This is a genomic window from Pseudomonas sp. NPDC087598, from assembly GCF_044743525.1.
Taxonomy (GTDB): Bacteria; Pseudomonadota; Gammaproteobacteria; order Pseudomonadales; family Pseudomonadaceae; genus Aquipseudomonas.
In genome coordinates this window covers 80,708-98,442 of the sequence record NZ_JBIUWQ010000020.1, presented here as the reverse complement: position 1 = coordinate 98,442, position 17,735 = coordinate 80,708, and the positions used below count along the sequence as shown (strand labels likewise).

Annotated in this window: 14 protein-coding genes; 11 read left to right on the top strand and 3 right to left on the bottom strand. The window is 55.4% G+C overall.

Annotated features, from left to right (window positions below; translation table 11 throughout):
* The 9 genes from ACIOWE_RS13630 to ACIOWE_RS13590 all read left to right on the top strand — a co-directional run.
* Positions 1 to 234, top strand: a 234-nt coding sequence (locus ACIOWE_RS13630) for an HU family DNA-binding protein (RefSeq protein WP_401392068.1), incomplete at its 5' end; no start/stop codon positions are given.
* 227 nt (positions 235 to 461) lie between these two features.
* The gene (locus ACIOWE_RS13625; protein ID WP_401392066.1) at positions 462 to 2,333 is read left to right on the top strand and encodes a SurA N-terminal domain-containing protein; all 1,872 of its coding nucleotides are present in this window, start codon (positions 462 to 464) and stop codon (positions 2,331 to 2,333) included.
* A 979-nt stretch (positions 2,334 to 3,312) separates the two neighbouring features.
* Entirely contained in the window at positions 3,313 to 6,666 is a 3,354-nt protein-coding gene (locus ACIOWE_RS13620; RefSeq protein WP_401392063.1) for a P-loop NTPase fold protein, read from the top strand.
* A 321-nt stretch (positions 6,667 to 6,987) separates the two neighbouring features.
* Positions 6,988 to 8,178, top strand: a complete 1,191-nt coding sequence (locus tag ACIOWE_RS13615; protein ID WP_401392060.1) for a Fic family protein — start codon at positions 6,988 to 6,990, stop codon at positions 8,176 to 8,178.
* Between the two features lie 51 nt (positions 8,179 to 8,229).
* Complete coding sequence (locus ACIOWE_RS13610) at positions 8,230 to 8,694, top strand: hypothetical protein (protein ID WP_401392057.1); 465 nt, start codon at positions 8,230 to 8,232, stop codon at positions 8,692 to 8,694.
* A 22-nt stretch (positions 8,695 to 8,716) separates the two neighbouring features.
* Positions 8,717 to 9,226 (top strand): hypothetical protein, encoded by a 510-nt coding sequence (locus ACIOWE_RS13605; RefSeq protein ID WP_401392054.1) that lies wholly within the window; start codon positions 8,717 to 8,719, stop codon positions 9,224 to 9,226.
* A 98-nt stretch (positions 9,227 to 9,324) separates the two neighbouring features.
* Positions 9,325 to 9,711, top strand: a complete 387-nt coding sequence (locus ACIOWE_RS13600; RefSeq protein WP_401392051.1) for a hypothetical protein — start codon at positions 9,325 to 9,327, stop codon at positions 9,709 to 9,711.
* Between the two features lie 115 nt (positions 9,712 to 9,826).
* Complete coding sequence (locus ACIOWE_RS13595; protein WP_401392048.1) at positions 9,827 to 10,207, top strand: hypothetical protein; 381 nt, start codon at positions 9,827 to 9,829, stop codon at positions 10,205 to 10,207.
* Between the two features lie 354 nt (positions 10,208 to 10,561).
* A complete protein-coding gene (locus ACIOWE_RS13590; RefSeq protein WP_401392045.1) occupies positions 10,562 to 11,674 on the top strand; it encodes a helix-turn-helix domain-containing protein in 1,113 nt (370 codons plus the stop codon).
* A 312-nt stretch (positions 11,675 to 11,986) separates the two neighbouring features.
* Here the strand turns inward: ACIOWE_RS13590 and ACIOWE_RS13585 are convergent, their stop codons facing one another.
* A complete protein-coding gene (locus ACIOWE_RS13585) occupies positions 11,987 to 13,189 on the bottom strand; it encodes an MFS transporter (RefSeq protein ID WP_401392042.1) in 1,203 nt (400 codons plus the stop codon).
* Positions 13,190 to 13,307: 118 nt separating this feature from the next.
* Here ACIOWE_RS13585 and ACIOWE_RS13580 point away from each other — a divergent pair, with 118 nt between their 5' ends.
* Positions 13,308 to 14,207, top strand: coding sequence for a LysR family transcriptional regulator (locus ACIOWE_RS13580; protein ID WP_401392039.1), 900 nt, complete (start codon positions 13,308 to 13,310; stop codon positions 14,205 to 14,207).
* Positions 14,208 to 14,299: 92 nt separating this feature from the next.
* Positions 14,300 to 15,139, top strand: a complete 840-nt coding sequence (locus tag ACIOWE_RS13575; RefSeq protein ID WP_401392036.1) for a DUF2242 domain-containing protein — start codon at positions 14,300 to 14,302, stop codon at positions 15,137 to 15,139.
* Between the two features lie 371 nt (positions 15,140 to 15,510).
* Here the strand turns inward: ACIOWE_RS13575 and ACIOWE_RS13570 are convergent, their stop codons facing one another.
* Positions 15,511 to 16,551, bottom strand: coding sequence for an AraC family transcriptional regulator (locus ACIOWE_RS13570; protein WP_401392033.1), 1,041 nt, complete (start codon positions 16,549 to 16,551; stop codon positions 15,511 to 15,513).
* Between the two features lie 3 nt (positions 16,552 to 16,554).
* A complete protein-coding gene (locus tag ACIOWE_RS13565; RefSeq protein ID WP_401392030.1) occupies positions 16,555 to 17,682 on the bottom strand; it encodes a carbon-nitrogen hydrolase family protein in 1,128 nt (375 codons plus the stop codon).
* Between the last annotated feature and the right edge of the window lie 53 nt (positions 17,683 to 17,735).

Here is a 17,735-nt window from a genome sequence, read left to right as displayed (position 1 = left end):
GCTGATATCCCGAAAGCTGCTGCTGGCCGTGCGCTGGACGCTGTAATCGAATCCGTCACTGGCGCTCTCAAGGCTGGCGACTCTGTTGTCCTGGTTGGTTTCGGTACTTTCTCCGTAACTGATCGTCCAGCTCGCGTTGGTCGCAACCCGCAGACCGGCAAGACACTGGAAATCGCTGCTGCCAAGAAGCCAGGTTTCAAAGCCGGTAAAGCACTGAAAGAAGCGGTTAACTAAGTTTCAGGTTTTTACCCATCCGGGTCGGGTCATGCCTGACTTGGCAGCGGAGCGGTAGAGCAGGTCGCTGGAACAGCTTCCTGTAACGCCGGGATCGAGGGTTCGAGCCCTGTCCGCTCCGCCAGTTACGAGAAGGCGCATCCTCGGATGCGCCTTTCTTCTATCCGGATTCTACCCACGCTCCACGGTTGCCTAATTTTTGAAGTTCAACCGTTTCTGGGGGACGCATGCTGCAGAATATCAGGGACAATTCACAAGGCTGGATTGCCAAGACCATTATCGGGGTCATCGTTGCACTGATGGCTCTGACCGGTTTCGACGCCATTTTCAAGGCCACGACGCACTCTAACGAAGCGGCCAAGGTCAACGGTGAAGAAATCAGCCAGAACGAACTGAGCCAGGCCGTTGATATGCAACGCCGTCAGTTGATGCAACAGCTGGGCAAGGACTTCGATGCTTCTTTGCTCGACGAAAAAATGCTTCGCGAATCGGCGCTCAAGGGCCTGATCGATCGCAAGTTGCTGCTGCAAGGCGCCGAACAATCGAAATTCGCTTTCTCCGAAGCCGCGCTTGATCAGGTGATCCTGCAGACGCCTGAGTTTCAGGTGGATGGCAAGTTCAGCTCTGACCGTTTCGACCAAGTGATTCGTCAGCTGGGTTATAGCCGTATGCAGTTCCGCCAGATGCTGGCTCAGGAAATGCTGATCGGCCAACTGCGCGCCGGTGTGGCGGGCAGCGGTTTTGTCACCGATGCTGAAGTGCTGGCATTCGCCCGTCTGGAAAAACAGACCCGCGATTTCGCTACGCTGAACATCAAGGCTGATCCAGCCGCGGTGAAGCTGACCGACGACGAGGTCAAGGCTTACTACGACGAACACGCCAAGGAATTCATGACCCCGGATCAAGTGGTCATCGATTACCTGGAGCTGAAAAAGGCTTCGTTCTTCGATCAGGTCGCCGTGAAAGACGAAGGCCTGCAAGCGGCGTATCAGAAAGAGATCGCCAATCTGTCGGAACAGCGTCGTGCCGCGCACATTCTGATCGAAGTGAACGACAAGACCACCGAAGCGCAGGCCAAGGCGAAGATCGAAGAAGTCCAGGCGCGTCTGGCCAAGGGCGAGAAATTCGAAGCGCTGGCCAAAGAGTTCTCGCAGGATCCGGGTTCGGCCAACAATGGCGGTGATCTGGGTTACGCAGGTCCTGGTGTTTACGATCCAGCTTTCGAAAAAGCCCTGTACTCGCTGGCTAAAGACCAGGTGTCCGAGCCGGTGCGCACCGACTTCGGTTATCACCTGATCAAGCTGCTGGGTGTTGAAGCTCCAGAAGTGCCAACCCTGGCCAGCCTGAAAGACAAACTGACCCGTGAGCTGAAAGCGGCGCAGGTCGAGCAGCGTTTCGTCGAGGCGACCAAGCAACTGGAAGACTCCGCGTTCGAAGCTTCCGACCTGGCTCAGCCAGCGGCGGATCTGAAGCTGACCGTGCACACCTCCAAGCCGTTCGGTCGCGAAGGTGGTGAAGGTGTTGCGGCGAACCGCGCCGTGGTCACTGCCGCATTCAGCACTGAGGTGATTGATGAAGGTGCCAACAGCACCGCCATCGAGCTGGATCCGGAAACCGTGATTGTGCTGCGCTCCAAGGAACATCTGAAGCCTGCGCAACTGCCTCTGGAAAGCGTAAGTGCGGCGATTCGCACCCAGCTGACCAAAGAGCACGCCAGCGCTGCTGCCAAGACCAAGGCTGAGAAGCTGATCGCTGATCTGCGTGAAGGCAAGGCCCCGCTGGACAAGGCTGTTGATGGCCAAAGCTGGAAAGCCACCGAAGCGGCCACTCGTGGTCAGGAAGGGGTTGATCCGGCGGTGCTGCAAGCGCTGTTCCGCATGCCGAAGCCGGCTGCCAAGGACAAGCCGACGTTCAGCAGTGTGACTCTGCCGGATGGCAGCCTGATGATCGTGCGCCTGAATGGCGTCAACGAAGCGGCTGCGCCGACTGATGAAGAGAAGGCTCAGTACCGTCGCTTCCTGGCGTCGCGTGAAGGTCAGCAGGACTTTGCGGCGTATCGTAAGCAGTTGGAGAGTCAGGCTGACATCAAGAAGTTCTGATGTTTGACTGAGGTTTGATAGGGAGCCCTGGCCGATTGGTCGGGGCTTTTTTATTGGGGCGGTTGATTTTTGGTGGATCCGTTTTTTTGGGTGATGGCGACTTAGGGTTCCGCCCTTACGGCGGGTCACTTTGGCAAACGCCCCAAAGTAACCAAAGGTCTGTGCCCTGACGTACGGCCCTCGCTTAGGCTCGGGTTCCTTCGCTCCGGGATTGATCCGGGCGCATCGCCTACGGTTTGCTTCGCTGCACCTCCTCTCGATGCATTTGGCTGCGCCAAACGGTCGCTGCGCTCCCACCCCCGGATCAATCCCTCCACTCAGCCTTCCGACGGGCGCTCTAGATCAAGAGCGGTACTCGAGCTAACGCTCATTGTGTTGAGTGGTGAAGGTCAAGAGCGGTACTTGAGTTAACGCTCATTGTGTTGAGTGGTGAAGATCAAGAGCGGTACTCGAGCTAACGCTCATTGTGTTGAGTGGTGAAGGTCAAGAGCGGTACTTGAGCTAACGCTCATTGTGTTGAGTGGTGAAGGTCAAGAGCGGTACTTGAGCTAAGGCTCATTGTGTTGAGTGGTGAAGGTCAAAAGCGGTACTTGAGCTAACGCTCATTGTGTTGAGTGGGGCGGCATGCGCCGCGTTTGGGGGGTACTCATTTTTTGTGTGGGCTGGCTTGCCAGCGATGGCGGCCTGACAGCCGACCAGTCTCTGGCTGTTGTAGGCAGTTCCTACACAGGGAATTTCTACATGATGGGGTGATATCCGGTCAGGTATTGAGAGGTATTCCACCAATAAGAATAAGTTGCATACTGCGGACGCCCAAAGTAAATGGGTGCCTATGGACATTGACGCTTGTTCTTACAGAGAGATCCCTTGGCTACTTGGCTACCTGGCTACCTGGCTACTCTGGTGCAAATTACCGTCAAAGTCGTATGCTGGCGGCAATTGGCCATGTGGTGCTGGTAGGCAGAGGTGCAAGGGACTGATGAACAACCTAAACTTCCAAAATGAAAGCCCGTCCGATGTCGATGTTTTCAAGGGCGAGAGTCACGACCGCGTGGCTCAAGCGATGCATGATTATCTAAAGCCTAAAACCAATCACCGAGTGATTGGATTGGACGGTGAATTCGGTTCAGGGAAGAGTTCGATCCTTCAGATGCTCGAAAAGAAGATCGATACGGAGAAGTCGAAAACGAAGCTGTGGCTCTTTGACTGCGAGCAGAATTATCAAGGCTCGATCAAAAGCAATTTTATCCAACAATTGACCGAGCAGGTCACGGAACTGCTCAAGACATTGGGGCGAGAAAAGCAAATCGCGGAGGTCGAAACTAGCCGCGACATCGCCTTAGGTCGGCACTACAGCTACACGAAGGACACCCGCAGTCATATCAGTATCTGGGCAGTGCTACTGATCGCAAGCGGTGTACTTACGCCGACCTTTATTCGTGACTATCTAATTCGCCTTCATGCCAGCGATTCTCTAGCCCTATGGCTCCATGCTCTTTATGTGCTGGCGTGCACAGCGCCTGGCATTATTCTTCTGTTCGCGTATCTCGCCAGCCGAAGAGAAGAGGATCCTAAGAAACGCTGGAACTTGGCCAGTCTGCTCAAAGGCAGTTCAGATGATCGAATCACTGAAACTATCGAAGTCAGCAAAGAGGTGAGCCCTCTCGATTTGAAGCAGGCGCTGCGGAAGCAGCTGCATGCAGTGAAGGATTACCACATCATCATTGTGATCGATAACTTGGACAGGCTGCCAAGGGATGTCCTGCGAGCGGTATGGAGCGATCTAGAAATTTTCACGTCCGTCACAGGCGAGGAAAATCTCAGTGTCATAGTGCCGTTCTGTTCCACAAAGGTGTCCAAATATCTCAATGGGGAAAACGAGCAAAGCTACGACTCGAAGGACTTCATCGCCAAGAAGTTCCCTGTGGTGTTTCGTACCCCGCCGATCATCACATCCGGCTGGAAAGATGCATTCAGGAAACTTTGGGGTGAGAGTTTCGGTGCATCCAACTTGTTGGATGCTGATGCGTGCAGCGTAATTCTCCAGCGTCATAGCCCCATGGCTGGCGGGTTGGTAACTCCTCGCCTACAGAAAAGATTCATCAACGACATCGCAACCACACTGCTGGTCACTGCAGATAGACCAAGCATAGTCTGCATCGCTGCCTATCTGGCAATCTGCAAATATAATGGCGTGGCCATCGAGGCGATGCTGAGAGACCCAGATGCTCCGACGGTCGATAAGAGCACTGAGAGCACCACAGAAGCTGAAGATGAAGCCGCCCAAACCGTGGCGCTAAACATCGATAAAACCAAGCGCTCCCTGAAGGCACTCCTGGGAGAGGACATGAAGACGGGCTGGCCCATCCAGATCCTGCAGATCCATTTCCAGACATCTTCGGATATCGCCATCGCGGAACTTATCGACCAGCCACTTGAAGATGCTATCGACTCCCAAGACGGCAAAAGGCTCGCCGCACTCGTTCCTTACTTTGGATTTAAGGACTCTTTTGTTCGCCGCTTGGAGACACCGGTTTCCCCGGTCAGTCTTCTGAAAACCCTCCATCAAGCGTCTCAAATGGAAGGGTGCAGCATTGATGACCTGCTCCCTCACGTGAGTGCGAAATTTGGAAATGGGGATCAGCTGGAAACGGTAAGCACAGATCCCGGTTACTTTGATTCCATCAAGGGGCTGATTGGGTTAGGCCTGCGCGGAGACATCTTCGAGAGGGCACTGGCGACTTCCAAAACTGCGTTCGAAGAAATGATGGAAGAGGCCTATGATCCAGACTCTGCTGAAGGCTATACAGAGACCATTTCCAAGTACGACAGCTACCTGGATTCTGTAAACGCCCCATTTGAACCCTCGACCATGGGTGGCGCTGAACTGTTGTTCCATATGGTAATGCCCGATCCAGATCTCAAAAAGATTGATACGAGTAAAATTAGCCTCAACGACAATGGTTTGAGGGACGCGGTCCTGCAACTCGCAGCAACTGAACATGCAACCCTAAATCGAGTTCCACTCGATGAAAGCGATTGGCTGCCATGTTTCACAGCCTATTTTGGCCATATAAGACTGACCACTACCCCTAGGCCATATTTCATAGGTGTTGAGCCTACTGCGGCAGTTACGACGGCAATTGATTTGAACCCTGCCGAACATAGGGTCTGGTTCGCAGCAGCCCTGTTCGGGAAGCTTTCCAGCGCGATGCCGCAGCTGATTCTGCAGCATCTACCTAACGTGAAATCCAACCGCATCAAAGTCTCAATTGCAGTCATGTACATGAGGCTGAACACGGGTGTACCGCTCAGCGAGATTCCAGGCATCAAGGAGGCTTTTGAAGCCGAGCAGGAATATCTGTACGCGTTGGTTCGGGCAGCGATCATCTCTGAAAACCTCTTCAAACTGACGATTGAAGATGAGTCTGCACACCTAGTGGCACCGATTCTGTCTAGGCTGATTAAGGTTGGAGCCATCGGAAACGTTGCCTCTGGCCACGTCTATGAGTCCTATTCGACCCTTGCGGATAGGCTAAGTGGCTACGACCTAACGGATAATGAGTTCCTTGAATGGTTCACCTCGTTCAACTTGGCATCCGAGAAAGTACCGGCGCTCTCAGATATCGATACGCTGTTCTTGAGCCACGCCCTTGAGGGGTCCAACGCCAAGTTGCTGGAGTTGCGAGCCGCCATACTTGATCGGAGCTTTGGGGCGGGTATTGATGCTTCTGGATGGATGAATCTCATTGAAGCTCCCAGCACCAATGAGCGAACTGTATTGAGATACATGATTGACAACAAAATCGATTTTTCTGGTGAGACGTCAGCTCACCAAGCCGTGTCGGCCTGGCTTACAGCTGCAGTCAAACAAGCCACGTTCGCCAAACCGTCCTCCACGAGCATTCAGAATTCAAAGCTACTGCTCAACCTCTTTGAAGGAGACACTCGCGCCATCATTGGCACCATGCTTCGGCCATTTGTGTACGATCTCAAGGTCTCTGTTGAGGCCTCAATCCTTATCTTGGGCGAATACGGCGAGCTGTTACCGAACATCACTCCTAGAACACCTGAAGAGGAGGAACGCCTTCTTCAGATACTACTGCAGATGAACAGTGACCCTGAGGGCACAAGATCCGCAGCGAGTTTTATAGATTCAAGAGCGTCTCAATTCGCTGAGTGGAAAATCTCTAATGAACATAAAGACACGTACGCTTCCCAGGTAACAAAGCTCAAGGAACGCCTCCCAAATATCTACACCAACCTGTCCGAGCAGCATGGGAACAAGGGGCGCATGCAGAAAATGGCAAGAGCCCTTTTCGGCAAAGAATGAAAAGTGCGTTCGCCGCTACCGACTTGACGGCACAAAACGTGAACGAAAAAAACAGGCGAAACGTCGCGCAGCAATTTGGTAATCGATTATTTTGATGGATCGACTTAATTCGCGACGTTAGCGGCGCTAATGGGCCCTGTTTGAACGTAGATCAGGATGCAATCAGGAAGGCTTTTGAGGACGCACTTAAGACTGTTAATTGTTCCTAATGCTTTAAAAAGTCAGTGTTACAATACCGGCAAGCGAACCGGCAAAATAATCGCCGTAAAATTGATTTAGGCCTTTATTTATAGGGCATAGCGCAAGGTAGGTAAGCGGCAAATGTCATTCACGCCATATATTCCCCAAGACAAGGCTTCAGAAGAGCTACAGGATCAGATCGTCAAGGTCATGCGCCTTGATGCGGAACTCCACGGCAAGATCCCGCGCCCGCTGCGCGTGCCGATGACCAACCTACTGCGTGTGGTGAATTCGTACTACAGCAACAAGATCGAGGGTAACTCCACAGTACCGGCTGACATTCTGCGCGCCGAACAGGTTGTAGACGCGCCCCAGGAGGTCAAAGTCAGCGAGGACTTCTTGGAGATCAAGCGCCACATTGAAGCGCAGCGCCGCCTCACCGACGACCCGATCGACCCGGTCGATGTCTGCACTCGGGACACCATCTCGCGCCTGCACCGCGAGTTCTACGTCGGTGTGCCAGAGGAAATGCTGGATATCCAAGTTAACGAACAAGGCGACACCATCCGTATGGTTCCCGGCGTTTTCCGCGAGTACGGCGTCAAGGTTGGCCAACATATCGCCCCGACCGCTGAGCAGATGCAGGCCCACCTTGGCCAATTCGAGCGAGTTTACCGACTGGATCGGATTCACGGGCTGTCGCGTTTCCTCGCAGCCGCTGCAGCGCACCACCGGCTGATGTGGATCCACCCCTTCATGGACGGAAACGGCCGCACAGGGCGTCTGTTCACCGACCAGTACCTGAAGGCCTCTGGTTTTGGCGGCTATGGGTTGTGGTCGATGAGCCGTGGCTTCGCCAGAAACACCACGGTGTATTACGACATGCTCAATGCAGCCGACCACCCTCGGAAAGGCGACCAGGACGGTCGCGGCATCTTGTCGGATAGCGGTCTGATGCGCTGGACCCGGTACTTCACCGAGACTGCGCTGGACCAGGTTCAGTACTTCAGCGCGCAGCTTGATCCGGAAAAGCTGGGCGAACGGATCGATGTGTACTTCGAGATGCGCAGTCGCGGCGCGCTTTCAGATGGCAAGGGCAATGCACTGCCAGAGCTCCGGATCGAGGCCAGGAACGTTTACAAAACCTTGCTCCATATGGGCGACCAGCCACGTGCCGAGTTGCAGGCCAGCCTTGGCGTTGGGGAGCGCACCACCCGGGGTCTGTTGAGCCAGATGGCAAAGGAGGGTTTGATCATCCTCGACGGACGCAGGCCGGTATCCCTGAACCTTTCGCGGCACTCAATCGAGTTCCTCTTCCCCTACCTTTGGTAGGGGGGCCTGGAACACCTTCGGAATGATAGGGAAAATTAAAAGGGAGTTGAAATGTTTGGGTTTTTCAGAAGAAAAATTAGAACGGTTGCCGATATTCAGGAACTCTTGACGACCGAGGGCAATGCCAAAGCTGGTCAGGTACTGAGGTCTGAGGCAGACAAGGGCAACCACATTTGTCAGATTTTTTTATCCCAGTTCTATCTGGACATGATGGAACGAGAGACCAACGACGTGATTTTGAAAGACCTGAGCGAATTTTTTGTCAGGTACTCCGAAATGGCCGCCAACCAGGGCGATGCGGACACCCAATACAACTTAGCCAAACACTTGATGAGCGTCGCATCCGCTGACATCAGAGCCGGGGGTGGCAGGCTGTCAGAGTCGGGTCGGGATACCCTGCTAAACTCGAAGAAGTACTTGCTTTTGGCGGCAGAACAAGGCCTCGATGATGCTAAAGAGTCGCTGTCGAATCTCGACGAACTGCTCGATTGGGCTGAGGCTCAAGAGTACGTCTAAGTAGTGTAGTTGGGGAAAAGGCTTGGACATTGCATCGGCCATGAATGAAGAAAAGCAGAGGCTGTATGAGCGTCTCTATGTTGCCGCCGAAGATTTGGGCATCGCACGCCAATACGCTCAACATCTACTGAAAAAAGGTTGGCACTCTGCGCCTTGGGAGCGGCGTGGTTCTATCTACATTCAGCAATCCGCATTTGTGACGGCACTTGTTGTTAGCTATGCGAGGGCATTCACCAAAAGCTACGGGTGGCCGAGTCTTCCAGCATGTTTTTTGCCAGAAGATCACGGCGCGGCAGCTCTGCATAAGCGGATGATGGGTCTTCGCCATGAGGTGTATGCACATTCGGACAGCAAGCACCATAAAGTCCAGCCTTGGCGCATAGATTCTAAGGCGCTCACCGATTTGCGTGGTGCACCATTCTGGCGTTTTACGAAAGAAGAATGTGAACAGATAACCGAATTGATTGATGGAATTCGTAAGCGACTAGTACCGAAGATAGCCATCATGCGAGCCGAAATTGCGGACGCATAGGAAAAGACCAGCAACGTCCCGGATCAGCCGTCGAACCGCTGGGCCGAGGCAGTAAAGGGACGCCCAATTTCGCGTCCGCCAAAACGAAGGAATGTCGGATGAGTGAAAGAAACCTGTTCGGTGAGCGGTCGAGGGCAAACTCAATGTCGTGGGCGGATACAATTCAAGCATACGACAGAGGCGAATTGGGGTTGTACGTGGATCGTGGTCTAGCACTCCGCGCAGCTTCCAACGGGCTTAAGACAGGGGCGCTTGGTCCGATTTGTGGCATCGCCGCGCCGTTTGCGCTTATTGCGGGTGTTGCTATGGCGTTTCTGATGGCTTGGTGGTGGTGCTTGATCGGCGCCTTTCTTTGCTGGCTCTGCTTTCGCGTTTCAAGAAGCTCTGCTATCCGAGCAGTCCGAAAAGCTGTTCTGGAGAACCAGGCCCATTTTTACGCCTTGCGGGATCTGGAAGTGGTTTGTTTTGAAAGAATCAAAAGCTGATGGGAATCTGGCCATCCTCTTGGGCTGCACTGGAAAGCGTTCATTTCCCAATCTAGCTGGCCGGGACAGTCATTGAACGCTTTGCAAATGCAGCTTTGAAACAAAGGAAAACGCTATGCAAAGAACTTCTGCTATTAATACACACCAGCGGGTTGCTTTGCTTGTAACACTTGCTGCGTCGATCTTGGTGATGTTGCTTCACTTTCCCTTTGACGGCTATGTAACGAAGTTTGAAACAACTCTTCCTTCGTTCACCGCATGCCCTAAGGCCGATCTCCAGAGCATGAGAGCACTAGGTGCGGAGGCATTCAATAACGCGCTTGCAGCTTGCCAACCAAAATCTGTGATTACGGAGCTTCCGATTACCGATTGGCATAGCAATGGTGCGCCAATTTTCTGGTTCGCCTCTCTGCTACATGCGCTGGCAACGATTCTCTCGGTCTTACTTATCGGTTTAGCCTGGTTTTTTTCTGCTAGATCAGGAGAAAGGCGTTAACCACGGAACATCAGCTGCACCGTCAGCCTGCCGTCGCGGGCTTTGGCAGCAGGAACAGGGCGGTTGTCCCAAACGCAGCTGACGCTCGAAGCAGCTTCCCCGTGATCAGATATCGGAAAATAGTTTGAGAGTAGACGAAATTATGCGTACAAAAAAATGTGAAAAATGTGGCGAAAAGTTTGAGATTGTTGAAAACAATGGTGACGGCTTTGACAGGCCCACGAGCACTGAAATCGAGTGCCCATCCTGTAAGGATGTGACGTATGAAAAGTCCACTGGTTACTTTGTGACAAAGAAGCTCCCTCGCCGATAGGGAATGTGGGGGATCTCTGATTTTTTCAACATGGTGCTGCAATGACCGATGAAGATTTGATTGAACGGCTGCTTTATACCGGCGAAGGCATCACCTTGGACTACAAAAGGCAGGGGTACATAACTGACGGGGCTGATCCCATCCCCAAAAGCGAGCTGCTCAAAGATATCCTTGCGTTCTGCAATACCTGGCGGTCTGAACCGGCATATATTTTGATCGGGGTAGATAACAAAGATCAGTCAATTTTTCCTGTAGACCGCCATCCCGATGATTCCAGGCTTCAAGAGCTCATAAACACCAAAACGAACCGACCTATAGTTTTCTCCTACAGACCCGTCACCTACAGAAACCAGTCTCTCGGACTTTACACAATCGAGGTGCAGGAGCGCCCGATATTTGCCAAGAAAAAATTTGGGAATGTTGATCAGAACGCCGTATACGTCCGCCGTGGCTCGTCAACAACAATTGCGGATCCGGAACAGATCGCAAAAATGGGCGCAATCGATGCTCAGAGAATGGCGGCAGGCAATCCGCAGCTCAGCATCGATATGTTTAGGCTCGACGATCAGTCGACGATCAATAATGGGTTTCAGTTCGAATACAAACATCTGCTGCTCGAGGACTATCCCGACTACAAGGCTCCAGCACACGGCTATGTAATGAATCAATCTGTCATGAACAACAGACAGTTTTATCGGGAGCTGGCGGTACACGAACAGGAGAAAACGGGCGCATTTGGATTTCGTGTTCGAGTAGCAAACAAAGGGAATGCACCGGCAAACAGTGTGAGAGTTCACCTCGGATTTGAACCTGCAGGGACGCTCCGATTGGTATCTGAGACGGCCGAACTGCCGAGTACCGAATTTAACCTCACCGTACCGAATGTTATCAATCCGGCGCATGCTCATTTCGACGTCCAGGAAGATTTTGATCGGACAACCGCTGTGTTTAATTTCGGGAAAATCCATGCAGGCGAAGAGGTTCTGAGCAGCGACGTTTTTTTGATAACTCCTCCCGCGGACCTCACGTCAATTTTGGTGCGGGTACATGCTGATGAACTCAGTGTGCCTATTTCCTATTCAATTCCCGTTGCCGTCACAGCGCATGCTCATAGGCTAGGTTTTAGTGAGCTGCGAAGCATTGCTCAGTGCTAAGCCAAGAGCATAGGAAAAAGGACGTGTAGGGCCGCCCGGTGTACCCGAAACCGGTGACTGAGACTCCCCGGTTTCGTAAGGGAGACGGAGTGAACGCTTTTGGCCGATAGCTGCCTGTCACGAATGATTCCACTAGGCAACGAGCTGTGCTGTCCGCGGTCAACAGCAGATTTCGGTATGGACAAATTAGACTCTGAAAGCCCTTCATAGGGGGGATATCCATGGCCATGGTCTATTCAGCGGGAAACGAGAGTTGGTACGGGTTCCACTCATGTCCATAGGTTGACATCTATCCTTTACATCGATGAGGATTTATCCCGCTCGTGGAAATCCATGTTGTCGGGCATTGATAGCGGCGTACAAAGTCGAGACCAGTAGCGCCGCGACGATCCACGGAAAGTGCCCGATCCCAATGCTGTCCAGCAGCAGGCCTCCTGCCAGTCCACCGCCGGCAATGCCGACATTCCAGAGTGTGACCAGCATTGACTGTGCAGTGTCGGCGGCGTCTTTCGCGGTCTTCGCTGAAGCTGTTTGCAGCAGCGAGGGCATGGCGCCGAATGCCAGTCCCCACACGGCTGTGGCGATGTAGACCACGCTTGGCGATTCGCGCCAGATACCCAGGGCAATGGCTGCAACCATGAAGAGTATTGCGCTGATCAGTACCAGTTCGCGCAGCCAGCGGTCGATCAGGCTGCCGACGATCCACAGGCTCAGCACGGATGCCACGCCGAACACCAGTAACACCCGGTCAATTTCCCCACCCAACCCCGATGGTTGCAGGAACGGTGCGATGTAGGTGTACAGAAGATTGTGTGCGACCACGTAGGACAGGGTTACGAACAGCACCGATCGTACGCCGGGCAGGGTAAACACCTGACGCAGCGGCAGCTGTTTGCCGGCTCGCTCGCCCGGGAAGTCTGGCACTTGCCAGCGTACCCAGATCACCAGCAGCACGGTCAATGCGCTCATGATTGCGAAGCTCAGGCGCCAGCCAATCAGGGTGCCAAGCAGGGTGCCGGCGGGGATTCCCAGTGACAGCGCAAGCGGTGCGCCGAGCATGGCCACGGTGATTGCGCGGCCTTGCAGGTGCGGGGCGACCATTCGGCTCGCGTAGCCGGCGAGCAGGGCCCAGAGCAGGCCGGCAAATACGCCGGCGATGAACCGTGCAGTCAGGGTCAGCCAGTACAGCTCCGACACGGCGGTAATGCTGTTGGCGATGGCAAAGCCACCGATGGCGGACAACAGCAGTGGTCGGCGACGCCAACTGCGAGTGGCGATGGTCAGCGGAATGGCGGCGACGATCGAGCCGATGGCGTAGAGGGTGACCAGTTGCCCGATCAGCGCTTGAGAGACGTTCAGGCCACTGCTCATCTGTGGCAACAGGCCGGCCGGCATGGCTTCGGTCATCACGGTTATGAAGCCGGCGGTCGCCAGTGCCAGTAACGCGACGAGGGGTAAGCGTTCAGTTGCGGGTGGATTATCGAGCGTGGTGCAGGTGAGTGGTGCGTCGTTCATGAGCCAGCATCCCTGTGCAGAGTTGACGAGGGACACAGGGTAGAGCGCTGCGCATTGGCGAAAAACGGGTTATGGTTCCGAACATATCGGACACGAATGTCTTTAATGGAAGTTGGGTATGGATAGTCTGGGCAGTATTTCGGTGTTTGTTCAGGTCGCCGAAACGCGCAGTTTCACCGAGGCTGGCCGGCTGCAAGGGGTGTCCTCCTCAGCGGTGGGTAAAAGCATTGCGCGACTTGAGGCGCGGCTGGGCGTGCGGCTGTTTCATCGCACCACGCGCAGCATCACCCTGACCAGTGAAGGTGCACTGTTTCTCGAGCGTTGCCGCAAGATTCTCGCGGAAGTCGAGGCGGCGGAGTTCGAGCTGTGCGATGCCGCTTCGCAGCCCCACGGCAAGTTGCGGATCAGCCTGCCGCAGGTGCATGGGTTGGTGATGCCGGTCATGAATGAATTCATGACGCAGTATCCGCAGATCGAGCTGGATCTGGACCTGACCGATCGCATGGTCGACGTGGTGGAGGAGGGCTTCGATGCCGTTATCCGTACCGGCCAACCGCGGGATTCGCGGCTGATGGCACGACCGTTGGGCGAGTTTCATATGGTGTTGGTGGCCAGTCCGGCTTATTTGCAGCAACGCGGCGTACCACAAACCCCCGCCGATCTGGCGGCTCACGCGTGTTTACGGCACACCTTCCACGCCACCGGCAAACTGGAAACGTGGCCCTTGCGCAGAGAACCCTTTACGGCAGAGCCGATATTGCCGGCGCGGCTGGTCAGCACTTCCATTGAGGCCGTTGCCCACGCGGCATTGGCCGGTATGGGCATTGCCTGCCTGCCGGATTTCATGACCCATGAAGCGGTCACGCAGGGACGCTTGCAGCGGGTGCTGGAGTCGTATCTGGAGCACACCGGGCAGTTTTGGGTGTTGTGGCCGTCAAGTCGACATGCCACCGCCAAATTACGGGTTTTCATCGATCATTTATCAATGCGACTTTTTCCCGACGCAGAAGGTCGATAGAGTTGTAACCGTTTTAAGACACTAATCCATACGCCGCGGGGTCACGATCTGTTGCACAATACGCCCCGGACTGTTTTCCCTCAGGATGTTCAATGTTGATTTCCACTCCCATGCGTGTTGTCGGGTTGGCGCTGTTGTTGACCGCTGTTGCCGGCTGTTCGAAAGACAAGCCGATGTATGAGCATGAAAACTTCGATGACTCCGGTACGTTCTCGCGCAATTATCCGGTGACTGACACCGCCAGTTGCGAAGCGGCACGACGGGCGTTGCTCAGTCAGGGCTACATCATCACCAGCAGTGACCCGAAACTGGTCAGCGGCCACAAGAGCTTCCAGCAGACCGGCGAAACTCACCTGGAAATCAGTTTCAACGTGGTCTGTGCCGAGGACGCCAGCGGCAAGCACCACGCCACGGTGTTCGCCAACGCCCTGCAGGATCGCTACGCACTGAAGAAAACCAACAATTCCGCCAGCCTGGGCGTCGGTGTGTTGGGCTCTGTGTCGATGCCGATCGGCTCCTCGGACGATTCGATGGTCAAGGTCGCCAGCGAAACGGTGACGGCGCAGAAGTTCTACGAGCGTTTCTTCACCCTGGTCGAGCAGTTCCTGCCGGCAGAGACGAAAAAAGCGGCGCATATCGAAGAGAAACCGAAGACCGATCTGGGTGTACCTGAGCCGAAAGTCGCTCCGGCGCCTCTGGCTCCAGCTGCGGAACCTGCTCCCGCACCGGCAAGCCCGGCTGTGACCGCCCCAGCGCCCGCCGAGACCGCCCCGGTCAGTTCGGAGCCGGTTACGCCGCCAGCGGAAGCTGCGCCGATCACTCCGGCACCAAGCGCAGAACCTGCACCGACCACCGAAACCATTACGCCACCGGCCAATCCGACGGACATCCCACCACCGTCCGAGCCGATTCCGGCATTGCCCGGTCACTAATCCCGGCTTGAACCTGAAGCTGCCGAAGGCTGCGATCTTTTGGTCCTGATCTCAAGCAAGATCAAAAGATCGCAGCCTGCGGCAGCTCCTGCACAGGCAAATCTCGTTACATTCCCCTGACAAAAATCCCGCGATAAATTCCTGACCGCCTGCTACGTTTTATCCATGAAGGACACGTTTCACTTTTCCTTCATACGGGCACGATATGCTCGGGGTACAAACGAAGAGAGCAGTAGGGGATTACACGATGGACGACTATCAAGAAGAACTGCTCGAATACCAGGCCTTTGAGCTGGATCCGCCAGAGCCTGCGGAAGATGCGACCGAGCTTTGATCTTTGGCTTGCAGCTAGCCGCTTGTAACTCGCAGCTTCACGCGGTTTTACGATGACTGCGGCGGAATTCGCCAGGCGTCTGGCCGCTCCAGCGCTTGAATGCTCGCTGGAATGCTTCGGCTGAAGCAAACCCCAGCAGGTAAGCGATCTCGCCGAACGCCAGTTCCGTGTCGCGGATGTAGGTCATGGCCAGGTCACGGCGAGTGTCATTGAGGATCGCGCGAAACTGAGTGCCTTCCTCGGCCAGTTTGCGTCGCAAGGTCCAGGTCGGCAGCTTCAGACGCGCGGCCACTTCCTCCAGATCCGGTTCCCGCCCACCGTTGAGCAACGGCCCGAGCAATTGCGTGATGCGCTCGCGCAGGCTGCGGGTGCGGGTCAGTTGTTCCAGTTCCCGTTCACACAGTTGCAGCAAGTGCTGCCAGGTACTTGGGCAGTGCTCGGGGTTGCGCTGGGCGAGGCTGCTCAGGCTCAGGCGAAGTTGATTGCGTTCGGCACCGAACTGAATCGGGCTGTCTCCCAGGGTTGCATAGGCATCGCGATAACCTGGTTCGTCGAACTCGATCTCGATGCGCTCGGCTCGCAGCGGTTCGCGGCTGACGCTGGATAACTGCTGCAGCCAGCCGGCGATGATCGAATCCACCACAAAACGGTTGTAGGCGTTGTACGGGCTGATCGAATAGAAGCGCAGCCACGCACCGTTGGCGTCTTCGTGGAAACTCGACTGGCCACGATAGTTGGAGCCGTACAAAGGCTCGAAACGAATCAGGCAACGGGCTGCTTCACGTACGGTCGGCGCCTGCGCGGCGGTCACACCGGCCAATCCCGCCTGGCTCAGGCGACTGAGCTGGCCCATGCGCAGGCCCAATGCCGGATCGTCCGTCAGTTGAATCGCGCTATGACCCAAACGCATATAACGCGGAATCGATAGCCGTGCCCCGGCCTCGGCCATACGAGCGGCGTCCAGACCGTATTGCTCAAGCAGCGGTTGGGGATCGGCGCCATGACTGCGCACGGCATCGGCGAGGCTATGAACGAAACCCACCGACAGATCCCCGAGGCGCATCGGTAGCGGTTTCATCGTTTACAACCAGATATTCAGCAAACGGGCGCCACGGGCTTCGCCATCGGCGAACTGCTGACCGTTGCTACTGAGGAAACTTTGGCCCGAACTCGATATGTCCCAGAACTGCCCGCGCAGGAACACACTCATGCCAGCGACGGCGCGGCTGCTCGGTGGTTGCGCGATGAGGGTCAGGCGATGCCAGGCCTGACCTTCACTGACCTCGCCGGGTTTGAGGCTGACTGAACTCGGCGTGCTCGACCCCTTATAGCCACGCCATGGCTTGTCCCAAGTGCCATGCCCGAACACCTGCGCCGGCACCGCAACCAGTTGCGCACCTTGTTCGTCGAGTTTGCGGTAGTTGTCCGGGTACCAGCTGTCGCTGCCGATCAGCACGCCGAGACGCCCGGCCGGGGTGTCGACAACGTTGATTGTCTGCTCACTCGCCTGAATGACCTCGCGCTGATCAAAGACCGGATGCATCTGCCGTTGCGGCTGGCCGAGCGGCACACCGTCGCGACCAAACACCACGCTGCTGTTGAACAGCGCGCCGCTGCCGGGTTTGAGCTGGCCGTCGCGAATGCTCGGCTCGGGCAAGACGATGGAGCCTGCGACCAGCGTGACATGAAATTCCTTGGCCAGACCGCCGAACAATGCCTGGTAATCCTTGGCCATCGACTTGGACTTCATGCGCAGATGTGCGTCATCCAGGCGGTCGCTGCCCTTGGCGCTGAGCCAGGCGCGGGCGAACAGCAGTGGATTGCTCGCCGCCAGCCAGTTCATCGCTTCGGCGACGGTCGGGGCCTGATACAACTCGTCCTTTTCGCCGCTGATCATCAGCCAGGTGCCGACATGCTCTGGCAACACCACCACGGTCTTGTCATTCAACAAGCCCTGATCCTGTGCTTGCTGCAAATAGGCCGCGAGTTTGCGATGCAGGCGCTCGGGGCTTTGATAATCGGTGGGGAACAGTTCCGGCTGAATGCCCAGCAGATTGCCACGGTCGGCCGGCGTGCCTTGGTCAACCGCCAGTTTGATGCGCAAGTCCGACAGGTAATGACCCAGGGGCCGGTCCGCCGCCCACATGGCGTAGGTGGTCAGGGCGGCGACAATGGCCATGGAAAAAAACAGGTACAAAAGTTTGCGCATGAAAACCAACAACAGCCGGGTACAGGGTGTGGCGACTAGGGTAGGGCCCATGG